This is a genomic window from Streptomyces sp. DSM 116793, assembly GCF_057320905.1.
This window is the reverse complement of the sequence record NZ_CM170494.1, coordinates 431044-456359: the sequence shown is the minus strand read 5'-3', so window position 1 is coordinate 456359 and position 25316 is coordinate 431044. Positions and strand designations below refer to the sequence as shown.

The following is a 25316-nucleotide window of genomic DNA, read 5'->3' as shown; positions in this document are numbered from 1 at the left end:
TCCGGTGGTGCCCACCGCGGTGCCCCGGCGCGCCGGGACGTGGACATCCGGCGCGCCGTGCATCCGAGCGCCGGCCGCCTACAGCTTCGACAGCTCGTCCACCAGGTCGTCCAGCCCCAGCGAGCCCTGGGAGAGCGCCGCCATGTGCCAGGCCTTGGCGTCGAAGGCGTCGCCGTGCCGCTTCCTGGCGTTCTCACGGCCGAGCAGCCAGGCGCGCTCACCCAGTTTGTAGCCGATGGCCTGGCCGGGAATGGACAGGTACCGGGTGAGCTCGCTCGCCACGAAGTCCGCCGGGCGGCTGCTGTGCTTGCCGAAGAACTCCTGGGCCAGCTCCGGTGTCCACCGCTCGCCCGGGTGGAACGGCGAGTCCGCCGGGATGGCGAGGCCGAGGTGCATGCCGATGTCGACGATGACCCGGACGGAGCGCATCATCTGCGCGTCCAGGTAGCCGAGCCGCTCCTCCGGGTCGGTGAGGAAGCCCAGCTCGTCCATGAGCCGCTCGGCGTAGAGCGCCCACCCCTCGACGTTGGCGCTCACCATGCCCAGACTGGCCTGGTAACGGGAGAGGGACTCCGCGACGTGGATCCACTGCGCGAGCTGGAGGTGGTGGCCCGGCACGCCCTCGTGGTACCAGGTGGAGACCAGGTCGTAGACCGGGAAGCGGGTCTGCCCCATGGTCGGCAGCCAGGTGCGGCCCGGCCGTGAGAAGTCCTCCGACGGCTGCGTGTAGTACGGGGCCGCGGCGCCGCCCGGGGGAGCGATGCAGGACTCCACCCTGCGGACCCGCTCGGCCAGCTCGAAGTGGGTGCCGTCCAGTGCGCCGATGGCCTTGTCCATCAGGCCCTGGAGCCAGTCGCGGACCTCGTCGACGCCCTCGATGTGCCGGCCGTGCCGGTCGGCGTGCGCCAGCGCCTCCCAGGGCGTGGCCGCGCCGGGCAGGACCTTCTCCGCCTCGGTCCGCATCTCGCCGAGCAGGCGGTGGAACTCCGACCAGCCGTACGCGTACGCCTCGTCGAGGTCCAGGTCCGTGCCGTTGTAGTAGCGCGACCAGCGGGCGTAGCGCTCCCGGCCGACCGGGTTGGGGGCGCCCTCGACGGCCGGCGCGTACACGCCGCGCATCCAGTCCCGCAGCGCCACCACCGCCTCGCCGGCGGACCGGGCCGCCTCGGCAAGCTCACCGCGGAGGATCCCGGGTCCGGCGTCCGAGAACTCCTCGAACCAGCTCCGGCCGGTGTTGCCCGGGTCGGCCCACTCGGTGAGCTGCTCGACGAAGGTCGCCGTCGGCCGGGGCCCGGCGAGCAGCTTCCGCTCCAGGCCCAGCTCGAGCGAGGCGCGGTATCCCTCGAACGCGGCCGGCACGGCCCGCAGCCGCTCGGCGATCGCGGCCCAGTCCGCCTCGGTCTCGGTCGGGGTGACGGTGAAGGCCTCACGGACCGAGTGCACCGGCGAGGAGATGTTGCTGACGGCGCGCAGGTGCTCGTCCGCCTCGTACACGGCGAGTTCGGCGGTCAGCCGTTCGCGCAGCAGGCGCCCGCAGCGGCGCTCGATGTCCTGCTCTGCACCCGGGGAGCGCTCCGCCTCGTCGAGCCGGGCCAGCGTGCGCCGCGCCAGCTCGGCACGTGCCCCGTGGCCGGCGGGGGAGTAGTCGGGCAGCTTGCTGTGGCTCTCCTTGACACCGAGGAAGGTGCCGGCGACGGGATCGAGGGTGATGAACTCGTCGACGTAGGCGTCGGCGACTGCACGGGGTAGCGTGATCTTCGTCTCTGACATGGAGCCATCCTCATACGGGGAAGGGGTCGGCGTCAGCCGGATTCCGGGCACGTGGCCACAAGATCACCGGACGCTAAGAGTGCGGGTCCGGTGCGGCGCCCGCCCGGCGGCGCCCGGCCGGGGCGCGGCGGTCCGGGCGGGCCGGTCGCCACGGTCTGCGCGCCAGGACGCAGGCCCCCGGCACGGGTGCGTTCTCCGCCTGCCGGACCAGGGTGGCCTGCACGGACAGCCCGGCACCTGCGGCCAGCCCCGCGACGTGGCCGGTGGGCAGCCGGTGGACGTCTAGCGCCATCGGGTGGCCGCCGTACCCCGTCGTCTTGCGCCGCTTCTCGTCGCCGACGTGGAAGCCGAGCAGCAGGTGGCCACCGGGCGCCAGCACCCGGTGGAACTCCCGGAACACCGTCGGCAGCACCTCCCTCGGGGTGTGGACGATCGAGTACCAGGCGACGACGCCGGCGAGCTCGCCGTCCGCCTGCTCCAGAGCCGTCATGGTTCCCGTCTCGAACCGCAGCCCCGGGTGGTCCCGCCGGGCCACGCCGACCATCGAGGGGGAGAGGTCGATGCCGAACGCGGCCAGCCCGAGGGAGGCGAGATACGCCGTCACATGCCCGGGTCCGCAGCCCACATCGGCGACCGGGCCGCCCCCGGCGGCCCCCACCAGCTCCGCGAACGCGCCCATCATGGCGCGCCCCAGCGTGTCCTTTCGGAACGCGGGCGGCACGAGTGCCGCGTAGTCGGCGGCCACGGTGTCGTACGACGTCCGGATCTCGCGCAGGTGCGTCGGCTCGGTCATGTACGGACCCTACGGCGCGGCACTGACACCGCCCGCCTCCGGGCCGGGTGCCCCCCCGGGCCCCGCACCCGGCCCGGAGGGGATTCAGGGGCGCTGCCGGTGGCTCACCGGTGCCGGCCGTCCCGCAGGTGTGCGGGGACCCGGGCCGGCGCCGGGTCGAGCCGGGCCGTGATCACGAGGGTGCCCTCCTCGATCTGGTAGTCGAGCGGCAGCCCGAGGCCGCGCATCGCGGCGACCATGCCGGTGTTGGACGCCCGGGTGACGGCGTAGACGTGCGAGCAGCCCGCCTCGGCGGCCATGGCGACCAGCCGCCCCAGCAGCTCGCGGCCGATGCCGCGGCGCTGCCAGTCGTCCTCCACCAGCAGGGCGACCTCGGTCTCCTCGCCGTCCCACAGCAGATGGCCGAGGGCCACTATGCGCCCGGACGCCGTCTGCGCGGCGAGGGTCCGGCCGAAGCGGGGGCTGAGCAGGTGGTCGAGGTAGCCGTCGGCATCGTCGAGGGGACCGTGGTAGCGCATGCCCAGGGTGTGCGTGGAGCACCGTCCGTGCATCGCCCTGGCCGCCGCGAGGTCGGTGCTGTCCGCGCGGCGCACGGTGATCGCCTGGCCGCGCGGCAGCGTGAGGACGTCCCGGCCGCCGGGGACGCGGGGGCCGAGCCGTGCGTCCAGCTCGACGAGCGCCCGGGCACGGGCGAACTCCGTCGGGGTGAAGGGCAGATAGGGCCGCTCCACGGTGATCAGCCCGCCGTCGGGCGCCCGCAGGTGCAGCACCGTCCCTTCGAGCGTCCCCTCGACGGGCGGCAGGGGGCCCTGGCCGGCGGCCCGGTCACCGCCGTCAGGACCGGCGGTCCCGCGGGCGGCCGGGGGAGGCACCGGGCCCGCGGGAGCCCCGGACGCCTCCCGGGCACGCCGGATGGCCGTGCTGTGGGCGCCGGGTGCGCAGGGCGCGGAAGGGGTCTCCTCGGCGCCGCCGCGGGCGTGGTCGGCGGCGGGCGCGGGGAACGAGCGGATGGTGCAGCGGCCGAGCAGCCCGCGCAGCGCGAGCGGCAGCTCCGCGGGGTCGAGGGCGGTCCGGGTGGCGAGTCCCAGCACACGGGTGGGCGTGTCCACCAGGTCGTGGGCGTCGGCACGCTCCATCCAGGTGTCCCCGCCGCCCACGGCGCAGACGGCACCGCTGACGTCCGCGGCGGTCAGCCGGGCCGGGACGCGCAGCAGGAACTCGTCGACGGTGCCCTCGGCCAGCGGGTGCGTCTGCAGACTGAGGATGTCGATCTCCCGTTCGGCCATCGCGGCGCACAGCACGGCCAGCGACCCCGGCGCGTCCCGTACGGTCGTCCGCATCCGCCACAGGGTGGTCGGGGGCATGGCGGACTCGGGGGCGGTGACCGGCGGCTCTGCGGACGCGGCCGGGGCGGGAGAGGGGCCCCGGGGTGTGCCGGGCGGCGTGTGCTCGGGCGGTGTGCCCCCGGATCCGCCGCTGCCGGGCGCGGCCGGCGCGCCCGGGACGGTCAGCCCGGCGGCGGCGCGCGGCGGGTGGGCGTCGGGCACCGGTGCCGGCGGGGCGTGGCTGTGGCGGCGCGCCCACCACATGTGGAAGCCGGCCGTGGCGAGCAGGACCAGCGCGGAGACGCACAGCAGCAGGGGGCCGTCCGGGCCGTGTCCGATGAGGTTCGCCATGACGTCGGCGACCGCCACCGCCGTGAAGAGCGCGGCCAGCTCCACCAGGTCCCGGCGCCAGTGATGGACCGGGCGGCCGTGCCGGGCACGCGTCACATCAGACATGTCTGGACTCATGGTGCCACTCTGTACAGGAGGTGTTGCGGCGTCACGAACGCTTCGTGACCGTCAGGTAAAGCCGGGCGCCGGTGCCCGCACGCCGCTCGGCCAAGGGCCCGTTCTGCCTGGTGGGGCGGCCGGTGCCGGGGCCGCGGGGCCGGCCTCGGGACACCGCGCGGCAGGCCCGGGAGCGGCGTTCTTCGGCCACCGTGGCCACTCTGCGTGGTCCACGGCGTGCCCCCGGACCGCCGGCCGTCGCGGCCGGCGGTCCGGGGGCCGGCCCGGGGCCCTCGCGAGCCCCTGTGCGGAGCCGGGGCGCCTGCGCGATGCCCGGGCGACCACGGCCGCGCGCGGCGCGCCGGGCCCCGGCGCGCGGCCGTGGGCGTGGCCACTGCCGACCGCGAGGCCGACCCCCCTGGCTCCTGCCCGACCTCCGGGCGCCCCCGGGCTACTGTCCGACCCGGCCCGGCTGGAGGACCTGGGTGAACAGCACGCCGCCGCCCTGTTCCCGGAGCCGGACGGTCAGCTCGCCGCTGTGCCCGTCGATGTCGACCTCGCCGAAGTACTGCGGGGACTCGGCCGGCGACACATTGGGCCGGTCGGGCGCCTTGACGAACGCCTGCCGGGGACCGAAGGTGCCGTCCAGCGCGGTGGCCTGGAAGCCGCCCGCGGCCAGCGGGCCCGACACGAACTCCCAGAACGGCGCGAAGTCCTTGAACGCCGCACGCGACGGGTCGTAGTGCTGCGCGGAGGTGTAGTGCACGTCCGCCGTCAGCCAGAGCGTGCCGGTGATGCCCTCGTGCTTGATGTACCGCAGCAGTTCCGCGATCTGCAGCTCACGGCCCAGCGGCACGCCGGGGTCGCCCTGCGCCACCGCCTCGAAGTTCACCGCCCCGTCGGTGACCACGAGGCCCAGCGGCATGTCCGAGGCGATCACCTTCCACACCGCCCGCGACCTGCTCAACTCGCGCTTCAGCCAGGCGAGCTGATGGGCGCCCAGGATGCCGGTGGCGTCGTCGGGCTGCCGGTCGGGCGAGTTGGGGTTGCGGTAGGTGCGCATGTCGAGGACGAACACGTCGAGCAGCGGTCCGTGCCGCAGCACCCGGTACACCCGGCCGTCCGGGTCGCCCGGCGGCAGTGTGGAGATCGGGAAGTACTCGCTGAACGCGCGCAGGGACCGCTGGGCGAGCACCCGGGTGTCCTTGACCGTGTACTTGGCGTCGTCCAGGATCTGCCCCGGGTACCAGTTGTTGTGGACCTCGTGGTCGTCCCACTGGGTGACGGTGGGGACCTGCGCGGAGAACGCCAGCAGATTGTGGTCGAGGCGGTTGTACCGGAAGGCGCCGCGGAACTCCGCCAGCGTCTCGGCCACCTTCGACTTCTCCTCCGTGGTGACGTTCCGCCACACCCGGCCGTCCGGGAGGGTCACGCTCGGGGGGATCGGGCTGTCCGCGTAGATGTTGTCGCCGCTGCACAGGAAGAAGTCCGGATCGAGGCGGCGCATGTCCTCGAAGACCCGGTAACCGCCGAGGTCGGGGTTGATGCCCCAGCCCTGGCCCGCGATGTCGCCCGACCACAGGAACCGCACTCCCGCGCGTCTGCCCACCGGCGAGGTGCGGAACGTGCCGGCGACCGGCTCGCCGGTGCGCCGCGGGTCGTCCGGGTCGGCCAGCAGCACCCGGTAGTGGATCTGCTCGCCGGCCGGCAGCCCGTGCAGCGGCGTGGTGCCGGTGAAGTCGGTGTCGGGCCCGAGCAGCGGCCCCTGCCGGCGCACGGGATTGCGGAAGGACTCGGTGGCCGCGGTCTCCACGATCATCCGTGCGGGCCGGTCGGAGCGGACCCACGCCAGGCCCGAGTGGGCGGTGACGTCCCCGGCCTGCACACCCCACCCCGCGACCGGCCGGCCGGAGCGGACGAGGGCCGGTGCCGCGACAGCCGGCGCCGCGGAGGCCGCGGAGGCCACCGTGGGCACGGCGAGCGCCGCGGAGGCGGCGAGCGAGCCGCGCAGCACGCTGCGGCGACCGGGGAGCGGACGGTGCGGAGTGGATGACATGCGGCGCCTCCAGGACGGGTACGGGCGATTGCCGAGTCACACCTACTGGGGAGTGACCACGCGGGCTCAAACGCCAAGTGAACAACCGCCCTTGGCCTCCCGCCCACCCTGTTGCCGACGACGCGCCCGATCCGCCTGGACAGCGGCGCGCGGGTCCGGTGGGATGGACGCGTGCGGACGGATACGGCGACCGAGGTCTTCGAAGAGCACCGCCCTGTGCTGATGGGCGTCGCCTACCGCATGCTCGGCCGGGTGGCCGACGCGGAGGACGTCGTCCAGGAGACATGGCTGCGCTGGTCGGCCGCCGACCGCGCCGAAGTGCGGTCCCCGCGCGCGTACCTGGTGCGCGTCACCACCCGCCTCGCCGTCGACAGGCTGCGTCAGATCGCCGCACGCCGCGAGGCCTATGTGGGCCCCTGGCTGCCCGAACCGCTCGTGACCGACCTGGGCGGGACCGCGCCCGACGCCGCGGAGCGCGCCGTGCTCGCCGACACCGTGTCGCTCGCCGTGCTCGTCGTCCTGGAGTCGCTGTCGCCCCTGGAGCGTGCCGTCTTCGTGCTCAGGGAGGCCTTCGCCGTCCCCTTCACGGAGATCGCCGCCATCCTGGACCGCAGCGAGCCGGCCGTCCGCCAGCTCGCCAGCCGGGCCCGCAGGCACGTCGACGAGCGCCGGCCGCGCTACGACGTCGACCCCGCGGCCCGCCGCGACCTGACCGAGCGCTTCCTGGCCGCCGCGCTCGACGGCGACCTGGACGGCCTGCTGGCCCTGCTCGCGCCGGACGCCAGCCTGGTGGCGGACAGCGGCGGCAAGGCCAAGGCGCCGGTACGGGTCATCGAGACCGCGGACAAGGTGGGGCGGTTCCTGCTCGGCGTGGCGCACCGGTCCCCCGCCGATCCGCGGTTCCGCTTCGTGGAGGTCAACGGAGGCGACGCCCTGCTGGTCCTCTCCGGGGACAAGCCGGACAGCGTCTTCCAGGTGGAGGTCTCCGAGGGGCGCATCCAGCGCGTCCACATCCTGCGCAACCCTGACAAGCTGATCCATCTGGGCGACGCCTGAGGCGCTCGGCCGCGGCGTGCCCTCGGCGGTGGGGCGGCCGTCGGAGGCGGCCATGGCAGTAGCGCCGCGACGCACCTCGTCGCCGCGCGGCGGGGGGCGTCGCCGTGCCGTGGCACCCGTGTGCGCGGGTGGGCCGCGCCGGAAGAACACCAGTCGTACGCGTGGTACCGGTCCCGGATTGGTCTTGACCAACTCCGGGCGTCGCCGTATCGTCAGCCATAGTGCAGGAACCTTTAATAAAGAACGAAGTCAAAACTCTGCCAGGAAACGGCGATTGCGGAGGACAGGGTGGGGACCACGCAGCTCGAATCGGTGCCGGAGCCCAAGTACTGGCACCTCAGGACCGTGCTCAGTGAGGCGCTCGACTCCGAGTTTGCGGTCGGGGAGATCCTGCCGAACGAGAGGGACCTCGCCGCCCGCTTCGGCGTCGCGCGCGCGACGCTCCGGCAGGCCTTGGAGCAGCTCGAACTCGAAGGGCGCCTGCAGCGCCGCCGAGGCGTCGGCACCACCGTCGCGCCGCCGCGCGTGGGCGTGGCCGTGGGCCCGTCCGGCCATGCCTGGCCGGGTGCGGCCGACGACGCCTGGCAGCCCGTGGACAGCACGCTGACGACGCCGCCGGCCGCGGTGGCGCGCATGCTGGAGACCGACGCCCAGGAGCCCGTGCACACGGTCCGCCGCAGCCGGGTCTCGCACGGTCAGCCGGTCGCCGCCGAGCTGCTGTACATCCCGTCCGCCTCGGTCCCCGACCTCTCCGGCATAGACGCGCCGACGGGCACCACGCGCGCGCGTGCCGTGCTCAGGGAGCTGCAGCGGCGGCCTCTGGAGGGCCAGGACCGCTCCGTCGAGCTGGGCTCCGCGGGCGCCGACGACGCCAAGGAGCTGGACCGCCTCCCCGGCGCCCCGGTGCTGGTCGTCACCACCCGGTTCTCCGCCGAGGGGCGCACGGCCGCGGTCTCGGTGGCCACCTACCGCGCCGACACCTGCCGCCTCACCTTTGGCGACTCCGGAGGCGTCGAGATCCACCACGGCCCGGAGACCCGCGCCTCCTGACGACGCACCCCGCGAGGGCGAGGCGAGTCGTACGCCCCGGCCCCCGGCCGGTGGGGTCGGTGCCCTGAGGCGCTGGGGACGGCCGCCAGGGGTTCTCGGCCCTTCGGGCCGGCGCACCTCTGCGGTGCCTGGTGCACGTGGGTGCCGTGCCTGGTGCACGTGCGCCGTTTCGTGCGCGTGTGCTGTGCCCGGTGCGGGTATTCCGTGCCGCGTGCAGCGTGCCGTACCTGATGTAGGCGTTGCTCCCTCGTGCACGTCCGCACGCGCCCGGTGCACGTAGTAGGGCCGTGCTGCACGCGTCCGTGTGTGTCACGACGCGTCCGTGTGTCACGCGTGGCCGCCCCGTGCGGGGAGCGGCTCAGTGCCGGGCCGTCACCGTGCTCTCCACGGCGAACAGCTCCTCCTCCACATGGTCGAGCGCAAGCCTGAGCGCTCCGGTCGCCACCGCGGCCTCGCCCAGCACCGACAGGGCCACCCGCGGTGGCCTCAGACAGTAACGGGCCAGCTCGCCGCGGAGCGGCTCCAGGACGCCGTCGAGGCCCGCGGCCCAGCCGCCCACCACGACCAGCTCCGGATCGAGGGCCAGCACCAGCGCCGCCACGTCGTGCACCAGGCGCTGGATGAAGCGGTCGACGGCCGCCCGCGCCCCGGCGTCACCCTCACGCGCCTTGCGGAAGACCTCCGCCACCGCCTGCTCGTCCAGCGGGTGCAGCGGCTCGTCCGTGGTGGACAGCAGCGTCTCCGGGGTGGCCTCGCGGCCCAGCAGGTGGAGCGCTCCTATCTCGCCCGCCGCGCCCCCGTACCCCCGGTGCAGTCGCCCGCCGATGAGGGACCCGGCCCCCGGGCTCAGCCCCGCCAGGACGAACACCACGTCGTCCGACTCGGTCGCGGCGCCCTTCCAGTGCTCGGCCACCGCCGCGGTGTTGGCGTCGTTCTCCACGAGCACCGGGCACTTGAACGAGCGCTGCAACCGCTCGCCCAGCGGCAGACCCGTCCACTCCGGCAGCGCGGTGCCCAGCCGGACGGTCCCGTCGGCCTCCACGATGCCCGGACTGCCCACACCGACCGCCCGCAGCGAGCCGCGCGGGACGCCGGCGCGGCGCAGCAGATCGGCGACCACCGACCGCAGCCGGTCCAGCCGTTCGTCGGCGGGCGCGGTCTCGGGCACCTCCTTGGAGGCGGTGCCGAGCACCCGGCCGTCCAGGTCGGACAGCAGGGCCGCGACCCGGTGGGCGCCTATCTCAAGACCCAGCAGATGCCCCGCCTCGGCACGGAACCGGAACCTGCGCGCGGGCCGTCCCTGACGCCGTGTCGCACCCTCCTCCGCCGCGGCCTCCACCACGAGGCCGGCCTCGATCAGGCCCTCGACGACGCCTTCCACCGTGGGCCTGGACAGGCCCGTCACCTGAGTGATCTCGGTCAGCGTCGCTAAGTCCGTGGCGCGCAGCGCGTGCAGCACCACCGCCGAATTGATCCTCCGGAGCAGAGAGGGATCCCCGCCGGTCAGCCGCCCCAACGTCCGTCCTCCCAGCCAGTGCGCGTGATGGCCGGATGTTACTCGCCAGGAGGGGTCGGCGGCGAGTACGGGGGCGCGGGTGCCCGGAGCACGGCACCGCCGCCCGCGCCTGGTGCGGCACCCGTGGGGGCACCCGCGGGCCTGCCACCGGCGACCGCGGGCCTGCCACCGGCGCCCGCGGCACCCGCGGCTCGAAACGGTCGCCGACGGCCTCGAAACGGTTGCTGACGGGGCGCCAGGACCCGGTGTCAGTGGGGGCGGGTTTACTGGAGGCATGAGCGCAGCCCCGCACCTTGCCGCCATCGACGCGCTGTGCGCCCGGGAATTTCCCGCGACGCACGGCAGATCGGACCCGGGCACCGGTGGTCCGGGCTATCACCTGGCGGAGTGGAGCGCGGAGGGCGTCGCCTGGGACGAGCCCGACTGCGCCTCGCGCGAGGCCGCCGAGGAGCAGTGCGAGGCCGAGCGCGACGCACTCTCGGCCCGGCTCGCCGAACGCTGGGGCGCGCCTGAGATATTCGGCCTCGGCGGCGTCCTCCTCCGGGCGATGGAGCACGGCGAGGACATGCCCGAGCCCTGGGCACGGCTCAGCGCCCTCGCCTCCGACGCCCATGTGTGGCACACGGGCAGCCGCTGGATAGCCCTCGCCGTCTCCCGGCTCGACCCGGCCCGGCCGCCGTCCCTGCTGGCCGCCGTCACGGAGACGGACCCGCCGTAGCGGAGCCGCGCAGGCCCGCAGGGCTCGCGGGCCGCCGGGGCCCGGCGGGCGGCGCCGCGACCCGCCGGAAGCCCGCTGCCGGATCGTCGCCGCGCAGGACAGGGCGCCGCCACCGGCGTTCCACGGGCACGAATCCCCGGCCACGGGTGGTCCGACACGCGCGGTGGTCCGACATACGAGGGCGGTCCGACACGCGCGGGTGATCCACGGCACCCGTGATCCACCGGGCACGACGGGAGGGCACCGTGCGCCCTGCCGGGCATCCGGCCTCAGAGGGGGGCTCGGGGGGCTCCGGCTCAAGGGGGGATCGGCCGTCCCTGGATGAGCTGTGCCTTCATCCCCGGCGGAGCGGAGTGGATCGTTGGCGGTGGCGGGTGTTCCGCTCGTGCCTCCCGCACGAGGGCCCGCCACCATCCGTGAGGAGTCCCGTGAGCCAGAACAAGATCGCCCTGATCACCGGCGGGAACCGTGGCCTGGGCCGGGCCACCGCGCTCAAACTCGCCGAGGAGGGTACCGACGTCGTCCTCACCTACCGGTCGCACAAGGAAGAGGCCGCGGCCGTCGTGGACGCCGTCAAGGCGGTGGGCGGCCGGGCCGTCGCCCTGGAGTTGGACACCACCGAGTTCGGCGCCTTCCCCGCTTTCGCGGGCGCCGTCCGGGAGGCTCTGCGGACCGTCTGGGACCGCGACACGTTCGACTTCCTGGTCAACAACGCCGGCGTGGCCGCGACCACCCCGGTCGGCGAGACCACCGTCGAGGCGTTCGACCTGCTCGTGGACGTGCACTTCAAGGGCGTCGTCTTCCTGACCCAGGAACTGCTGCCGTTGCTCGCCGACGGCGGGCGGATCGTGAACCTGTCCACCGGACTGGCCAGGTTCGTCGGTGCGGGCTGGTCGGTGTACGGCTCGGTCAAGGCCGCGGTCGAGACCTGGACGCGGTACCTGGCCAAAGAACTGGGCGGCCGGGGCATCAGCGTGAACGCGGTCGCGGCCGGCCCGATCGCCACGGACTTCGCCGGCGGTGTGATCCGGGACGACGAGGGGTTCCGGGCGCTCACGGCCTCCCAGACCGCGCTGGGCCGGGTCGGTGAGCCCGAGGACATCGGAGGCGTGATCGCGGCTCTGCTGGGGCCGGGCACCGGCTGGATCACCGCCCAGCGCATCGAGGCCTCCGGCGGCACGCTGCTCTGAGGGACTCCCGGGCGCTGCCCGTGCGCCCGTGCGGCCTCGCCCGGCCGGCCGACGCCCAGCCGCCCTGCCGCCGCGCCCAGGGGCCCTATCCCCGCGCCCAGGGGCCCTATCCCCGCGCCCAGGGGCCCTATCCCCGCGCCCAGGGGCCCTATCCCCGCGCCCAGCGGCCCCGCCACCGCGCCCAGCGGCCCCGCCACCGCGCCCAGCGGCCCCGCCACCGCGCCCGGCCGCCGGCCATCCGGCCCCCCACCGCCGCGCCTGCCGACCCGCTGCGGCCGCCGGACTGCCGCGCATGCCGGGCTGCCACGCCGCCGCGACGGCTGCCCAGCCCTCCGCGCCCGCCGGGCCGGCCGCCCGCCGGCCCGCCCGCCACGCCCTCGCGCGCCGCCCGGCCGATCCAGCCGACCCGGCCGATCCAGCCGACCCGGCCGATCCAGCCGACCCGGCCGGTCCTGCCGTCACCGCCGAGCGAAAGTGACAATGTGTCCATGGACCGTGAACAACTGGCGGACTTCCTGCGTGCCCGCCGTGCCGCCCTCCAGCCGGAGGACGTCGGGCTGCCGCGCGGACAGCGGCGGCGGACCCGCGGGCTGCGCCGCGAGGAGGTCGCCGCGCTGTGCGGGATGTCCGCCGACTACTACACCCGCATCGAGCAGCAGCGCGGGCCCATGCCGTCCGAACCGATGCTCGCCGCCCTCGCCAGGGGGCTGCACCTGTCCCTCGACGAGCGCGACCACCTCTTCCGCATAGCCGGGCACAACGCCCCCGCCCGGGGCCCCGGCGGCGACCACGTCAGCCCCGGCATGATGCGCATACTCGACCGCCTGGCCGACACGCCCGCCCAGGTCATCAGCGCCGTCGGGGAGACCCTCGTGCAGACCCGCCTCGCCGCCGCCCTGCTCGGTGACGGGACCCGGTACACGGGGCTGGACCGCAGCCTCATCCACCGCTGGTTCACCGATCCCCCGGCCCGCCGGATCCACCCCCCGGAGGATCACCCGAAGCACAGCCGGACCTTCACCTCGGACCTGCGCGCCGCCTACTCCCGCCAGGGTCCCGACTCCCGCGCCGGGGAGATCGTCGCGTCCCTGCTGGCACGGAGCGAGGAGTTCGCGGCCCTCTGGGCGGAGCACGAGGTCGGCGTCAGGATCCACGACCGCAAGCGCATCGCCCACCCGGAACTCGGCATCGTGGAGGTGCACTGCCAGGTCCTCCACGACCCCGGGCAGGCCCAGTCGCTGCTCGTCTACACCGCCACCCCCGGCACCGAGAGCCACGACAAACTGCAGCTCCTGTCCGTCCTCGGCGACCGCCGGCCGCACCTGTGAACACGGCGCCCACCGGGCGGGCACCGGGCCCGGGGCCGTGGAGCGGCCGGCCCGCCCGCCGGCACGGGGCCGCGGCGGTACCGGCCCGTGCTCAGGCCTGGGCCGCCTCCCGCAGCCGGGCGAACTCCTCCGCCATCGTCGCCGCCGTCCAATGGGCGTTGAGGCCGCTGGGGTTGGGCAGCACCCAGATGCGGCTGCTGCCGATGGTGGTCCGCTGCGGCCCGATCACGGCGCGCCGGTCGCCGAAGGCGGTGCGGTAGGCCGTTATGCCGGCGACCGCGAGCCAGGCGGGGCGCAGCCGGGCGACCTTGTCCGTGAGGATGCGGCCGCCCTCGCGGTACTCCTCGTCGGTGAGCTCGTCGGCGCGTGCGGTGGCCCTGGCGACGACGTTCGTGATGCCGATGCCGTGGTCGAGCAGCTTGTGCTGCTCGGAGGGGTGGTACTGCCGGGGCGTGAACCCGGACAGGTGCAGCACCGGCCAGAAGCGGTTGCCCGGCCGCCCGAAGTGGTGGCCGGTCGCGGCCGTCCAGAGGCCCGGGTTGATCCCGCAGAAGAGCACCCGCAGCCCCTCCGCGACCACGTCGGGCACCAGGAGGTCGCGCGCGGCCTCCAGCTCCGCGGTGGTGAAGCGCGGCATGGCGGCGCCCCCGTCAGAGGATGGCGCCGGGCGTGTACCCGGCGGCTTCCGGATGCTGCTTGACGACGGCGTCGATCCGCCCGACGACCGCCGCCACCTGGTCCGCGGCCGCTCCCGTGAAGGACAGCCGGTCGGCCATCAGGGCGTCGAGCCCCGCGCGGTCCAGCGGGATCCGGTCGTCGGCGGCGAGCTTGTCCAGCAGGTCGTTGCGCTCCGCGCCCTGCTCGCGCATCGCGAGGGCCGTGGCGACCGCGTGCTCCTTGATGGCCTCGTGCGCCACCTCACGGCCGACGCCCCCGCGCACCGCACCCATCAGCACCTTCGTCGTCGCCAGGAACGGCAGGTAGCGGTCGAGCTCACGGGCGACGACGGCGGGGAAGGCGCCGAACTCGTCCAGCACCGTCAGGAACGTCTCCAGCAGGCCGTCCAGCGCGAAGAACGCGTCGGGCAGCGCCACCCTGCGCACCACGGAGCAGGAGACATCGCCCTCGTTCCACTGGTCGCCGGCCAGCTCGCCCGCCATGGACGCATAGCCGCGCAGCACCACCATCAGGCCGTTCACGCGCTCGCAGGAGCGGGTGTTCATCTTGTGCGGCATCGCGGAGGAGCCCACCTGGCCCGGCTTGAACCCCTCGGTGACCAGCTCCTGGCCCGCCATCAGCCGGATGGTCTTCGCCAGCGACGACGGCGCCGCGGCGAGCTGCACCAGGGCCGTGACCACCTCGTAGTCGAGTGAGCGGGGGTAGACCTGGCCGACCGAGTCGAACGCGTGTGAGAAGCCCAGGTGACCGGCGACCCGGCGCTCCAGATCGGCCAGCTTCGCGGTGTCCCCGCCCAGCAGGTCCAGCATGTCCTGGGCGGTGCCGACCGGGCCCTTGACGCCGCGCAGCGGATACCGGCCCAGCAGCTCCTCCAGGCGGCCGTATGCCACCAGCAGCTCGTCGGCCGCGGTCGCGAAGCGCTTGCCCAGGGTGGTGGCCTGCGCGGCGACATTGTGGGAGCGGCCCGCCATGACCAGCTCCGCGTGCTCGGACGCCAGCTTCCCGAGGCGGGCCAGGACCGCCACGGTCCGGTTCCCGACCAGCTCCAGCGAGCGGCGGACCTGGAGCTGCTCGACGTTCTCGGTGAGGTCGCGGGACGTCATGCCCTTGTGGATCTGCTCGTGGCCCGCCAGGGCGTTGAACTCCTCGATCCGGGCCTTCACATCGTGCCGGGTGACCCGCTCGCGCTCCGCGATGGACGCCAGGTCGACCCGGTCGAGCACCCGCTCGTACGCGGCGAGCGCGTCCTTTGGTACGTCGATCCCGAGGTCCCGCTGGGCCCGCAGCACCGCCAGCCACAGCCTGCGCTCCAGCCGCACCTTCTCCTCGGGGGACCACAGGGCGGCGAGCTCGGCCGAGGCGTAGCGGCCGGCCAGGACGTTGGGGATCACGGGCTTGGCGGCGCCGGACGCGGCGGACGGCGCGGAGGGTGCGGAGGAAGTCACGTGGACCGATTCTACTGGCGGTCCGCCGGCGGTCCGCGCAGGCCGGTGACGGCGGCGGACCGCGGGCCCCGCTCTCGGAGCCCGCCGTCGGGGCCCGCGCCGGTACGGCGAGCGGACCCCGCCGTCGGACATGCCCTTGTACGGGACCGGAGCCCGCCGTCAGGCCCGCCCCAAACGCAGCGGAACCCCCGCCCTCAGACCTCGTCCTCGTACGGCAGCAGCTCGGGGCGCTTGGGTGGGCGGCCGTCGCCCGACGAGCGGCCCGTGAGCCTGCGGCCGATCCACGGCAGCAGGTGCTCGCGCGTGAACCTCAGGTCCGCGGCCCGCCGCGCCGCCCAGCCGGGCAGCACCGCCGCGGGCAGCTCGGCACGCCAGTCGCTCTCGGCCGGGTGGCCGAGGGCCTGCCAGACGGCCTCGGCCACCCGCCGGTGGCCCTCGCCCGTCAGGTGCAGCCGGTCCGCGTCCCACAACCGCGGGTCGCCCAGCACGGGCGCGCCGAAGAGGTCGACGACGAGTGCGCCGTGCCGGGCGGCCAGCTCGTCTATGCAGGCGAACAGCGCCTCCACGCGGGGCCGCACCCGCTCCAGCACCGGGCCCCGGCGGCCCGGGCTGCGCATCAGCACCAGCCGCCGGCACGAGGGCGCGAGCCGCTCCACGGCCTCCTCCAGAAGCCCGCGCACCCGCCCCATGTCGCAGCGCGGCCGCAGCGCGTCGTTCAGCCCGCCGACCAGGGTGATCACATCCGCGCCCATGGCGGCGGCCGTCTCCACCTGCTCGTCGACGATCTGCCCGATCAGCTTGCCGCGCACCGCGAGGTTCGCGTAGCGGAAACCGGGCGTACGGGCGGCCATCCGCGCGGCGAGGAGATCGGCCCAGCCGCGGTAGGAACCGTCGGGCAGCAGGTCCGACATGCCTTCGGTGAAGCTGTCACCGACCGCGACCAGGCTCTTGTAGTCGACATTCTCTTGCATAGCGCAGCGATCGTATCCCGGCGCGCCGGCACCCGGCCGACGGTCAGGGGCGCCCCCGGGCCCGAGCCCGGGAAGGGCGCGCTCACACCGGCTGGCCGAACAGCTCCCGGAGCACGTCCGCCATGGTCACCAGGCCGGCCAGCCGGCCGTCCGCGCCGCGCACCGCCGCGATGTGGGTGCGGCTGCGCCGCATCGCCGTGAGCGCGTCGTCCAGCGGACTCGTCTCCCGCACCTGCGTGATGGCGCGCATCTCGCTCCTGCGGAACGGCTCGTTGCGCGGCATGGCGTCCAGCGCGTCCTTGACGTGCAGGTAGCCGACGATACGGCGGCCCGCGTCCACCACCGGGAAGCGGGAGAAGCCGGTCTCGGCCGCCAGCCGCTCCAACTCCTCCGGAGTGATGCCCAGGCGCGCGTAGACCACCCGCTCCAGCGGCAGCAGCACGTCCCGCACCGTGAGGCGGCCCAGCTCCAGCGCATCGTGCAGGCGCTCCTGCGCGCGGTCGTCGAGCAGGCCGGCGTCGCCCGAGTCCTTCACCAGGCGGGCCAGGCCGGCGTCCGAGATCGTGGCCGCCACCTCGCCCCGCACCTCCACCCGCAGCAGCTTGAGCGCTCCGTTGGCCAGCGCGTTCACCCCGAAGATCACCGGGCGCAGCGCCCGCGCGATGCCGACCAGCGGCGGTCCCAGCAGCAGGGCGCTGCGCACCGGCTCGGCCAGCGCGATGTTCTTCGGGATCATCTCGCCGAGCAGCATGTGCAGGTATGTGGCGGCGACCAGCGCGATCACGAACGAGACCGGGTGCACCAGGCCCTGTGACAGGCCCACGGCGTGGAAGACCGGCTCCACCAGGTGCGCGATGGCGGGCTCCGCGACCACGCCCAGCACCAGCGTGCACAGTGTGATGCCGAGCTGGGCCGCGGCCATCAGCGCCGACACGTGCTCCAGGCCCCACAGCACGCTGCGCGCGCGCCGGTCGCCGGCCTGCGCCCGGGGCTCCACCTGGCTGCGGCGCACCGAGACCAGGGCGAACTCCCCGCCGACGAAGAAGGCGTTGGCGACCAGGGTCGCGAGGCCGATGAGCAGTTCGAGGACGGTCATGGGGCGCTCCCCGCGCCGCCGCCGGTGCCGGACCCGGGGGCGGGTCCGGGCCCACCGCCCGGGCCGGCGCCGCCGCCCGCCCCCGGCCCGTCGCCTGGGCCGGGTGCGTCGCCTGGGCCGGGTGTGTCGCTTGGGCGGGGCGAGCCGCCTGGCCCGGCCGGCCCCGCCGCTCCGGGTGCGCCGCCCGGCCCTCGGCCGTCGTCCCGCCGGGTGCCGTCCGCCTCGCCGACCGGGTGCCCGCCGTCGCGCCTGCGGCCCCGCCCGGGGTGCAGGTCGGCCCGGGTGCTGCCGTTCCCGCCGTCCCGGCCGCTGGGCGGCGCGTGCAGCATGACGCGCGCCGCCCGGTGGCCCGAGGCGTCCACCACCTCCAGGCCCCATCCGTCGACGTCCACCCGGTCGCCGGGGGACGGAATCCGGCCCAACTCGGTCGCGATCAGCCCTGCAAGCGTCTCGTAGGGGCCCTCCGGGGCGTGCAGGCCGATCCGCTCCAGCCGGTCGATGCGGGCCGAGCCGTCCGCCGCGTACAGGGCCCGGCCCTCCCGGTCCCGGCCGCTGCGGGCCAGGTCGGGCAGCTCGTGCGGGTCGTGCTCGTCGCGTACCTCGCCGACGACCTCCTCCACGATGTCCTCCAGGGTGGCGACCCCAGCCGTGCCGCCGTACTCGTCGATGACGACGGCCAGCGTGCGGCGGGTGGCGAGGCGGTCCAGGAGGCGGTCGACGGTGAGCGTCTCGGGCACCAGCAGGGCCTCCCGCGCAAGCGCCGTGACGGGGGTGGCCGGCCGGTGCTCGGCGGGTACGGCCAGGACGTCCTTGATGTGCACCACACCGGTGACGGTGTCGAGGCTGTCGCGGTAGACCGGGAAGCGGGACAGGCCGGTGGCCCGGGTCGCGTTGGCCACGTCCTCGCACGTCGCCTGCGCGTCCAGCGCGATCACCTGTACCCGTGGTGTCATCACGTTCTCGGCGGTCAGCTCCGCCAGGTTGAGGGTGCGCACGAACAGCTCCGCGGTGTCCGCCTCCAGAGCGCCCTCCCGTGCCGAGTGCTCGGCGAGCGCGATCAGCTCCTGGGGGTTGCGTGCCGAGGCCAGCTCCTCGCGCGGTTCGAGGCCGAGGCGGCGCACGGCGCGGTTGGCGGTGTTGTTCAGGTGCGCGATGAACGGCCGGAAGGCGGTGCTGAACACTCGCTGCGGGGTGGCCACCCGCCGCGCCACGGCCAGCGGTGAGGAGATCGCCCAGTTCTTCGGCACCAGCTCGCCCACGATCATCAGGAAGACGGTGGACACCGCCGTGCCCAGCACGAGCGCGACCGACCGCGCCGTGGCGTGCGAGGCGCCCAGGCCCTGCAGCGGACCGGCGAGGAGCGTCGCGACGGACGGTTCCGACAGCATGCCGACGACGAGGTTGGTGACCGTGATCCCGAGCTGTGCCCCCGAGAGCTGGAAGGTGAGCTGCCGCACCGCCCGCAGCGCCCCCCGGGCCCCGCGCACGCCGCGCTCCACGGCCTCCTCGAGCTCGCTGCGCTCGACCGTGGTGAGGGAGAACTCCGCCGCGACGAAGGCGCCGCAGGCCAGCGAGAGCAGCACCGCCACGAGGAGCAGGAGCACTTCGATCATCGGGTCACCTCCGTCCCATCCTCGGGCAGGCCCGGGGCGGCCGCGCGGTCTCGCGGCCAGGGGGCACGGGGGAGCGGGCGGGAACGCGGGGGATGGGCAGGCTCGCCCATGGGGGGAGGCCGACACCTTTCATGCGGGTAAGGGTGTCCCGTCATCGTAAAGAAAGGCATCGGCACGGCCGCCGCGCGCCGCACCGGCACGAGTGCCCCGGAGCGGTCGCCGGCGCCCGCGGTGCGGCGAGCCCCGAGCGGACGGAGCCGTGATGCCGTGCGGACGGAGCCGTGGTTCCGTGCGGGCGACGCGGTGAGCCCCCGCTGCCGGGGGGCGCGACGGCGCCGTCGCCCGTCGCCTCTACAGCGGCTTCACCCAGCGACGCCAGTGGTCTTCCCGGTGGTAGCCGGCGGCCGCCCAGGTGTGGTGCGCTCGCTCGTTGGCCTCCAGGACCATGGCGTCGACCCGTCGTCCGCCCAAGGCGCCGAATCGCTGCTCCGCCGCTTCGAGGAGGGCTGTGGCGATGCCCTGCCGGCGGTGGTCCGGGTGTACGGCGAGCCGGTAGGCGGAGCAGCGCCAGCCGTCGAAGCCGGCTATCACGGTGCCCACGAGGCGGCCGTCGCGCTCCGCGAGGAGCAGGGCGTCGGGGTCACGTGCGAGGAGCCGGGCCACTCCGTCGTGGTCGTCGCTGATGCTCGTGCCCTCCGCGGCTTCGCGCCAGAACCGCAACACGTCGTCGACGTCGGAGAGGCCGGCGCAGCGGATATGGAGATCGCTCATTCGGATGAGCCAAGCAGAGCGGCGCCGCGCCGGGCGAGCGGTTTTCGCGCTGCCGCCCGGCCGCCCCGCTCGCTCCCCGGACGCCGCACCCGGGCGGCGACGGAGGTGGCGCCGGCATGCCCGGGTGGTCCGGCGCCATCGGGCGAGGACACACGATGCACGGAACGGCACATGCCGTGGCGAAAGCCCCGGGAGGTGGTCCCGGCGCGGGCGGCTGGAGACGGCAGGCGCCGGGTGAACCCCGGCGTGGTCGTCGATCCGCTTGCCATGCTAGCGACCGGGCGCTAGCGTTCTGGTATGGCGAAGACTCAGTTGAATGTGCGGGTGGACGAGGACACCGCCCGGACCGCCCGCGAACGCGCGCTGGCCCGGGGCATGAGTGTCAACCGCTACATCGAGGAGCTCGTCAGACAGGACGCCGGAGAGGTGGGCCAGACGTTCGTGGACGCCGCCGCCGACTTCATGAAGCAGTACGGGTCCATATTCGCCGAAGAGTTCGGCTCGGAGCGCGAAGGCCGTCGTTGAACCTGCACATCGATCTCGCCTGGCTCCTGATGATCGCCGAACAGAAGACGCCAGGGGACCCCCAGGTCACCGACTGGGGAGCGCTCGTCGCCGCGGTCAGCAGGCACGAGGCGGACATATTCGGCATCCCCGTGTACGACACCCCGCAGGCCAGGGCGGCGGCCCTGCTCCAGCTCCTGCTGCACATCCCCGCGCTGGAGCGCTCGAACGCGATGTTCGCCTCCGCGGTGGCCTACGCCTATCTCGTCGCCAGCGGACTGAAGGTCGTCACCTCTCCCGAGCAGGTGCGGTCGCTGGCTCGCCTTGTGAAGGACGGCAGCGCGAGCGTGCACGACATCGCGCAGGAGCTGCGGCACTGGAGTCTGTGAGCGGCGGTCTCGGGGCCCGGCACCCCGCCCGGCCGTGCGTGGCCGGCGTGCCGTGGAGCCGCCCGGTCATGGGAGGCACCCGGTCGCGGGAGCGGCACCGTTGGGCGGCCGGCTGTGGGGCCTGCCCGGCCTCGTGGTCCAGTGGCCGGTGCGTTCCGGACGGTGCGCCGTGCCGGCGACACAGTACGAGGTCGGGGTGCGCAGGCCGCGCTCCGGCACCAGCAGCCGTCGGTAGGGGCCCAGCTCGAACCCGGCGTCCCGCAGCGCCCCGAGGGTGTCCCGCCCGACATGGCAGCCGCCGAAGAGGCGCGGCCAGACGGTGCGGTCCAGAGCTCGCTGCACCGTCACCATCGCGCCGCCCTGCCAGGCCCTGCCGTGTTCGAAGAACCTCAGCTCGCCTCCGGGGCGCAGCACCCGCCCGATCTCGGTCAGGGCCCGAGGCACATCGCGGACGCTGCACAGCACCAGCGAGAGCACCGCTGCATCGAAGCCCTCGCTCTTCACGGGCAGCGCCTCGGCCGCGCCCGGCACCACGTCCACCGGGACGTCCGCGCGCAGCGCCGTGCGCGCCGCGAGCTGCCGCAGCCGGTGTTCCGGCTCGATGGCGACGACCTCGGAGACGGTCCGGGGGTAGTACGCGAAATTCAGGCCGTTGCCCGCGCCGATCTCGATGACCCGCCCGCTGAGGCCCGCGAGCAGACGTGCGCGGTGCGGGCCGATCCAGGGCTCGGCGGCCTCGCTCATCCGGGCGTAGCAGCGTGCGAAGAGAGGGTGGTGGACTGCGTCCTTCCGTACCTTGCCCGGCCACACCGGCATGGGACCGCCTCCTCGGGTGGGGCGTCCGCCCGGGGCGGCGGACACGGACGTCGGTACGTGTCGATTGTCTCTCCGAACGACCGCGGTGGCCCGCCACGGCGCGCCTCATCGGCCCCCTGCCCGGGCCCGGCCCGTCCCGGGGGCTCCTGGCGCCTCCCGGTCACCGGGGTGCGTCCGGTTGGTCGCGGGGTTCCCCGCGTGCCCTGTGCCGAGTGGTGCCCGGCGCCCCGTGCCGCGTGCCTCCCCGCGCCCCCGTGCCGCGCGGTTCCCCGCGCCCCTTGCGGAGTGCGGGGAACCTGCTTCCGGGAGGGCTCAGGACGGGCTCGCCGGGTAGCGGGTCGTGAACCGTGCCGCGTCCCACCGGCCGCCCAGCGGAGGCGCCAGCCAGTCGGCGGCGCGGGCGCGGAAGGCGGGCGGGGGCAGGGCGGCGGCTCCCTCGGGCAGGGCGCCCAGGAGGGGGGCGCCCGCGGCCACCGGCAGGTCGACCAGGTTGCAGCGCTCGGCGAGACCGGGCTCGCGCGGCCAGGAGCCGAGGACCACCCCCAGCTGCGTCAGGCCACGGGCCCGCAGCGCCTCGGCGGTGAGCGTCACCGAGTTGAGCGTGCCGAGCCCCGGCGGGGCCACCACCAGCACCTCGGCCGCCAGCTCACGGGCGGCGTCGGCGAGCGTGGCGCCGGTGGCGTCGAACCGCACCAGCAGGCCGCCGGCCCCCTCGATCAGGACGAGGTCGTGGTCGGCGGCCAGCTTTTCCGCGGCCACGGCGACGTCCTCCGGCGGCACCGGCGGCAGGCCGGCCCGCAGGGCCGCCGTCGCGGGCGCCAAGGGGTCGGGGAAGCGGGCGAGCTCCAACGCCGTGACCTCACCCGCGAGCCTGACCACCTCGGCGGTGTCGCCCGGTTCGCCGGGCGCCACCCCCGTCTGGGCCGGTTTGAGGACCGCGACGGAGCGCCCGGCCGCCCGGGCGACGGCCGCCAGGGCCGCCGTCGTCACGGTCTTGCCGATCTCCGTGCCCGTGCCCGTCACCACGACGACCGTCATCGCTCTCCACCTTCTCCCGCGGTCGGTGCCGTTCCCGTGCCGCTCACCACCGCTCCCGCGGCGGCCGCCTCCGCCGCCGCGCACACCGCGCGGCAGATCCGCGCCACGTCCTCGTCGCCCGTGACATACGGCGGCATGGTGTAGAGCAGATCGCGGAACGGCCTGAGCCAGACGCCCGCGTCGACCGCCGCCCGGGTCGCCGCGGCCATGGCCCGCTCGTCCAGCGCACGTTCCAGCTGCACCACGCCGATCGCGCCGAGCACCCGGACGTCCCTTACCCCGGGCAGCGCCGCCGCCGGCCCGAGGCCGGTGCGCAGGCCCCGCTCGATGCGCCGGACCTCGGCGGCCCAGTCCTGCCCGAGGAGCAGCGACACGGAGGCATCCGCGACGGCCGCGGCCAGCGGGTTGCCCATGAAGGTCGGGCCGTGCGCCAGCACCGGCACCTCGCCCCTGGCGATGCCGGCGGCGACGCGCGCGGTGCACAGCGTCGCCGCCATCGTCAGGTAACCGCCGGTCAGGGCCTTGCCCACACACATCACATCGGGTGTGACCCCCGCCTGGCCGGCCGCGAACAGCGTGCCCGTGCGGCCGAAGCCGGTGGCGATCTCGTCGAAGACGAGCAGCACACCGTGCCGGTCGCACGCCTCCCGGAGGACCCGCAGATAGCGGGGGGAGTGGAAGCGCATTCCGCCCGCCCCCTGCACCACCGGCTCCACGATCACCGCGGCCAGCTCGCCGGCGTGCCGTGCCACCAGCTCGTCCAGCGCCTGTGCGTACCGCTCCTCGTACCCGGCGGGCGGCGGATCCGCGAAGATCTGGCGCGGCAGGACGCCGGACCACAGTGCGTGCATGCCGCCGTCCGGGTCGCAGACCGACATCGGCTGCCAGGTGTCGCCGTGGTAGCCGCCGCGCCAGGTCAGCAGCCTGTGCTTGGCCGGGCGGCCGAGGGAACGCCAGTACTGCAGGCACATCTTGATCGCGACCTCGACGGAGACCGAGCCGGAGTCCGCCAGGAAGACGTGCTCCAGGCCCTCGGGTGTGATGTCGACAAGTCGCTTCGCCAGGCGGATGGCGGGCTCGTGGGTGAGGCCGCCGAACATCACATGGCTCATCCGGCCGAGCTGCCGGCGCGCCGCCTCGTTGAGCACCGGGTGGTTGTAGCCGTGGATCGCCGACCACCACGACGCCATGCCGTCCACCAGCTCACGGCCGTCCGCGAGCCGCAGCCGCACTCCCGAGGCGGACTCCACCAGCAGGGGCTCCTGGCGGCCGGGCATGGGTCCGTACGGGTGCCAGACGTGCCGGCGGTCGAGCTCCAGCAACTCCGGAAGCCCGGGTGCCTCCCGCAGCGGCCCCGGCACGACGCCCGCCCGGGCCGCCTCACGCATTGGGCGCGAGATCGGTGCCGGCGCCGCGACGGCGCAGGGCCACCAGGTCGGCGTGGGAGACGGGGGCGGGCTGCTCCGCCGCACCCGCGCCGCTCCCGCCGGGCCGACCACCCGAGCGCTCGCGGTCATCCGAGCCATCAAGGTCACCCGGGCCATCAAGGTCACCCGGGCCGCCAAGGTCACCCGGGCCCCCACGGCGGTCTGTGCCCGCCAGGTCCCCCGAGCCCTCGCGGCCGTCCAGGCTCTGGTGGTCGCCCCCGCAGCCGCACCCCCCTGTGCCCCCGCACCCGCCCTGCACCGGGTGGCCGGCGGACGGGCGCCGGTGGTCGGGGAGTGTCGTGGTGTCGGTGCCCTCCACCTCGAATCCGGCGTCCGCGATCATGTCGAGGTCCGCCTTGCCCGCCTGGCCCTCGCTCGTCAGGTAGTCACCGAGGAAGATCGAGTTGGCGAGGTGCAGGGCGAGCGGCTGGAGAGTCCGCAGGTGGATCTCGCGCCCGCCGGCGATCCGCACCTCCGCGTCCGGGCAGACGAAGCGGACCATGGCCAGGATGCGCAGGCACTGCTGCGGGGTCAGGTTCCACTCCGTGCCCAGCGGGGTGCCCTCGAAGGGGATGAGGAAGTTCACCGGCACCGAGTCCGGGTTGAGCGCGCGCAGCGCGAAGACGACATCGACCAGGTCCTCGGCCGTCTCGCCCATGCCCGCGATCAGCCCCGAGCAGGCGGACAGCCCGGCGGCCTGTGCCTGCCGGACGGTGTCCACCCGGTCGTCGTAGGTGTGCGTGGTGGTGATCTCGCCGTAGGTCGCGGCCGAGGTGTTGAGGTTGTGGTTGTAGGCGTCGGCGCCGGCCGTGCGGAGCCGCTCGGCCTGGCCCGCGGAGAGCAGCCCGAGGCAGGCGCACACCTCCACGCCCTCGTTCTGCTCCTTGATCGCCGCGATGGTGCCGGACACCCGGTCGACGTCGTGGTCCGTCGGTCCCCTGCCGCTGGCCACCAGGCAGACCCGCTTGGCGCCGCCCGCGACCCCGGCCGCCGCGGCGCGTGCGGCCTCGTCCGGTTTCAGCCAGGTGTATTTGAGGATGCCGGTCTGCGAGCCGAGGCGCTGCGAGCAGTACGAGCAGTCCTCGGGGCACAGGCCCGACTTGAGGTTGACCAGATAGTTGAGTTTGACCCGTCGTCCGAACCAGTGCCTGCGCACCCGTCCGGCCGCCGCCACCACATCGAGGAGTTCGTCGTCGGAGGTCGTCAGCACGGCGAGCGCTTCCTCGCGGGTCGGCGGCTCGCACCGAAGTCCCTTGTCCACCAGTGTGTTCAGCAGGTCCATGGACTTGATCCTTGCGCACGGAGGAGCCCCGAGCCAA

The 25316-nt window shown here is 74.7% G+C and carries 22 protein-coding genes and 1 pseudogene; 7 read left to right on the top strand and 16 right to left on the bottom strand.

The features are described from left to right. Window positions 1–78 precede the first annotated feature (78 nt). The 4 genes from ACSMXW_RS02000 to ACSMXW_RS01985 form a co-directional block, all read right to left on the bottom strand. Window positions 79–1770, bottom strand: a complete 1692-nt coding sequence (locus tag ACSMXW_RS02000; protein WP_485803526.1) for a DUF885 domain-containing protein — start codon at window positions 1768–1770, stop codon at window positions 79–81. A 73-nt stretch (window positions 1771–1843) separates the two neighbouring features. Then, on the bottom strand, window positions 1844–2563 hold the full coding sequence (locus ACSMXW_RS01995) for a class I SAM-dependent methyltransferase (RefSeq protein ID WP_485803525.1): 720 nt from the start codon (window positions 2561–2563) through the stop codon (window positions 1844–1846). A gap of 104 nt (window positions 2564–2667) precedes the next feature. Continuing rightward, window positions 2668–4344, bottom strand: a complete 1677-nt coding sequence (locus ACSMXW_RS01990) for a GNAT family N-acetyltransferase (protein WP_485803524.1) — start codon at window positions 4342–4344, stop codon at window positions 2668–2670. 442 nt (window positions 4345–4786) lie between these two features. Next, complete coding sequence (locus ACSMXW_RS01985) at window positions 4787–6391, bottom strand: alkaline phosphatase D family protein (protein ID WP_485803523.1); 1605 nt, start codon at window positions 6389–6391, stop codon at window positions 4787–4789. Between the two features lie 171 nt (window positions 6392–6562). Here ACSMXW_RS01985 and ACSMXW_RS01980 point away from each other — a divergent pair, with 171 nt between their 5' ends. Both ACSMXW_RS01980 and ACSMXW_RS01975 read left to right on the top strand, forming a co-directional pair. Then, entirely contained in the window at window positions 6563–7447 is an 885-nt protein-coding gene (locus ACSMXW_RS01980; protein WP_485803521.1) for an RNA polymerase sigma-70 factor, read from the top strand. A gap of 288 nt (window positions 7448–7735) precedes the next feature. After that, window positions 7736–8497 (top strand): GntR family transcriptional regulator, encoded by a 762-nt coding sequence (locus ACSMXW_RS01975; protein WP_485803520.1) that lies wholly within the window; start codon window positions 7736–7738, stop codon window positions 8495–8497. Window positions 8498–8855: 358 nt separating this feature from the next. On the opposite strand, the gene ACSMXW_RS01970 is transcribed toward ACSMXW_RS01975, so the two are convergent. Continuing rightward, window positions 8856–10013, bottom strand: coding sequence for an ROK family transcriptional regulator (locus ACSMXW_RS01970; protein WP_485803518.1), 1158 nt, complete (start codon window positions 10011–10013; stop codon window positions 8856–8858). Between the two features lie 274 nt (window positions 10014–10287). On the opposite strand from ACSMXW_RS01970, the gene ACSMXW_RS01965 reads away from it, so the two are divergent. Beyond that, window positions 10288–10731 (top strand): hypothetical protein, encoded by a 444-nt coding sequence (locus tag ACSMXW_RS01965; protein WP_485803517.1) that lies wholly within the window; start codon window positions 10288–10290, stop codon window positions 10729–10731. Window positions 10732–11159: 428 nt separating this feature from the next. Further along, complete coding sequence (locus ACSMXW_RS01960; RefSeq protein ID WP_485803515.1) at window positions 11160–11921, top strand: SDR family NAD(P)-dependent oxidoreductase; 762 nt, start codon at window positions 11160–11162, stop codon at window positions 11919–11921. Between the two features lie 148 nt (window positions 11922–12069). Here ACSMXW_RS01960 and ACSMXW_RS01955 read toward each other — a convergent pair whose 3' ends face one another. Next, on the bottom strand, window positions 12070–12411 hold the full coding sequence (locus ACSMXW_RS01955; RefSeq protein ID WP_485803513.1) for a hypothetical protein: 342 nt from the start codon (window positions 12409–12411) through the stop codon (window positions 12070–12072). On the opposite strand from ACSMXW_RS01955, the gene ACSMXW_RS01950 reads away from it, so the two are divergent. After that, on the top strand, window positions 12410–13249 hold the full coding sequence (locus tag ACSMXW_RS01950) for a helix-turn-helix transcriptional regulator (RefSeq protein ID WP_485803511.1): 840 nt from the start codon (window positions 12410–12412) through the stop codon (window positions 13247–13249). The genes ACSMXW_RS01955 and ACSMXW_RS01950 overlap by 2 nt on opposite strands. A gap of 91 nt (window positions 13250–13340) precedes the next feature. Here ACSMXW_RS01950 and mug read toward each other — a convergent pair whose 3' ends face one another. The 6 genes from mug to ACSMXW_RS01920 form a co-directional block, all read right to left on the bottom strand. Further along, window positions 13341–13886, bottom strand: a complete 546-nt coding sequence (gene mug / locus ACSMXW_RS01945) for a G/U mismatch-specific DNA glycosylase (protein WP_485803509.1) — start codon at window positions 13884–13886, stop codon at window positions 13341–13343. 13 nt (window positions 13887–13899) lie between these two features. Continuing rightward, complete coding sequence (purB, locus tag ACSMXW_RS01940; protein ID WP_485803508.1) at window positions 13900–15372, bottom strand: adenylosuccinate lyase; 1473 nt, start codon at window positions 15370–15372, stop codon at window positions 13900–13902. 194 nt (window positions 15373–15566) lie between these two features. Next, the gene (locus ACSMXW_RS01935) at window positions 15567–16343 is read right to left on the bottom strand and encodes an SGNH/GDSL hydrolase family protein (protein WP_485803506.1); all 777 of its coding nucleotides are present in this window, start codon (window positions 16341–16343) and stop codon (window positions 15567–15569) included. An 82-nt stretch (window positions 16344–16425) separates the two neighbouring features. After that, window positions 16426–17439: a hemolysin family protein gene (locus tag ACSMXW_RS01930; protein ID WP_485803504.1), complete on the bottom strand. Its 1014-nt coding sequence runs from the start codon at window positions 17437–17439 to the stop codon at window positions 16426–16428. After that, complete coding sequence (locus tag ACSMXW_RS01925; protein WP_485803502.1) at window positions 17436–19052, bottom strand: hemolysin family protein; 1617 nt, start codon at window positions 19050–19052, stop codon at window positions 17436–17438. The genes ACSMXW_RS01930 and ACSMXW_RS01925 overlap by 4 nt, the downstream gene beginning before the upstream one ends. Before the next feature lie 351 nt (window positions 19053–19403). Beyond that, entirely contained in the window at window positions 19404–19994 is a 591-nt protein-coding gene (locus ACSMXW_RS01920) for a GNAT family N-acetyltransferase (protein WP_485803500.1), read from the bottom strand. A 126-nt stretch (window positions 19995–20120) separates the two neighbouring features. On the opposite strand from ACSMXW_RS01920, the gene ACSMXW_RS01915 reads away from it, so the two are divergent. Next, window positions 20121–20348: an antitoxin gene (locus ACSMXW_RS01915; RefSeq protein WP_485803498.1), complete on the top strand. Its 228-nt coding sequence runs from the start codon at window positions 20121–20123 to the stop codon at window positions 20346–20348. Between the two features lie 29 nt (window positions 20349–20377). Further along, the gene (locus tag ACSMXW_RS01910) at window positions 20378–20716 is read left to right on the top strand and encodes a fic family toxin-antitoxin system, toxin component (RefSeq protein WP_485808562.1); all 339 of its coding nucleotides are present in this window, start codon (window positions 20378–20380) and stop codon (window positions 20714–20716) included. Window positions 20717–20782: 66 nt separating this feature from the next. Here ACSMXW_RS01910 and ACSMXW_RS01905 read toward each other — a convergent pair whose 3' ends face one another. The 4 genes and pseudogenes from ACSMXW_RS01905 to bioB form a co-directional block, all read right to left on the bottom strand. Then, complete coding sequence (locus tag ACSMXW_RS01905) at window positions 20783–21532, bottom strand: class I SAM-dependent methyltransferase (protein ID WP_485803497.1); 750 nt, start codon at window positions 21530–21532, stop codon at window positions 20783–20785. Between the two features lie 312 nt (window positions 21533–21844). Continuing rightward, window positions 21845–22570, bottom strand: a complete 726-nt coding sequence (gene bioD / locus ACSMXW_RS01900) for a dethiobiotin synthase (RefSeq protein ID WP_485803495.1) — start codon at window positions 22568–22570, stop codon at window positions 21845–21847. 71 nt (window positions 22571–22641) lie between these two features. Further along, window positions 22642–23958 (bottom strand): annotated as a pseudogene (locus tag ACSMXW_RS01895) (adenosylmethionine--8-amino-7-oxononanoate transaminase); the annotation flags it as partial. After that, window positions 23951–25279, bottom strand: coding sequence for a biotin synthase BioB (bioB, locus tag ACSMXW_RS01890; RefSeq protein WP_485803493.1), 1329 nt, complete (start codon window positions 25277–25279; stop codon window positions 23951–23953). The pseudogene ACSMXW_RS01895 and the gene bioB, both read right to left, overlap by 8 nt. Window positions 25280–25316 lie beyond the last annotated feature (37 nt).

Coding starts and splice junctions, on each gene's coding strand:
- ACSMXW_RS01910 (WP_485808562.1), top strand. CDS start 20,378: ATGATCGCCGAACAGAAGACGCCAGGGGACCCCCAGGTCACCGACTGG.
- ACSMXW_RS01905 (WP_485803497.1), bottom strand. CDS start 21,532: ATGCCGGTGTGGCCGGGCAAGGTACGGAAGGACGCAGTCCACCACCCT.
- ACSMXW_RS01965 (WP_485803517.1), top strand. CDS start 10,288: ATGAGCGCAGCCCCGCACCTTGCCGCCATCGACGCGCTGTGCGCCCGG.
- ACSMXW_RS01915 (WP_485803498.1), top strand. CDS start 20,121: ATGGCGAAGACTCAGTTGAATGTGCGGGTGGACGAGGACACCGCCCGG.
- ACSMXW_RS02000 (WP_485803526.1), bottom strand. CDS start 1,770: ATGTCAGAGACGAAGATCACGCTACCCCGTGCAGTCGCCGACGCCTAC.
- ACSMXW_RS01990 (WP_485803524.1), bottom strand. CDS start 4,344: ATGTCTGATGTGACGCGTGCCCGGCACGGCCGCCCGGTCCATCACTGG.
- bioB (WP_485803493.1), bottom strand. CDS start 25,279: ATGGACCTGCTGAACACACTGGTGGACAAGGGACTTCGGTGCGAGCCG.
- ACSMXW_RS01935 (WP_485803506.1), bottom strand. CDS start 16,343: ATGCAAGAGAATGTCGACTACAAGAGCCTGGTCGCGGTCGGTGACAGC.
- ACSMXW_RS01985 (WP_485803523.1), bottom strand. CDS start 6,391: ATGTCATCCACTCCGCACCGTCCGCTCCCCGGTCGCCGCAGCGTGCTG.
- ACSMXW_RS01950 (WP_485803511.1), top strand. CDS start 12,410: ATGGACCGTGAACAACTGGCGGACTTCCTGCGTGCCCGCCGTGCCGCC.
- mug (WP_485803509.1), bottom strand. CDS start 13,886: ATGCCGCGCTTCACCACCGCGGAGCTGGAGGCCGCGCGCGACCTCCTG.
- bioD (WP_485803495.1), bottom strand. CDS start 22,570: ATGACGGTCGTCGTGGTGACGGGCACGGGCACGGAGATCGGCAAGACC.
- ACSMXW_RS01925 (WP_485803502.1), bottom strand. CDS start 19,052: ATGATCGAAGTGCTCCTGCTCCTCGTGGCGGTGCTGCTCTCGCTGGCC.
- ACSMXW_RS01995 (WP_485803525.1), bottom strand. CDS start 2,563: ATGACCGAGCCGACGCACCTGCGCGAGATCCGGACGTCGTACGACACC.
- ACSMXW_RS01955 (WP_485803513.1), bottom strand. CDS start 12,411: ATGGACACATTGTCACTTTCGCTCGGCGGTGACGGCAGGACCGGCCGG.
- ACSMXW_RS01930 (WP_485803504.1), bottom strand. CDS start 17,439: ATGACCGTCCTCGAACTGCTCATCGGCCTCGCGACCCTGGTCGCCAAC.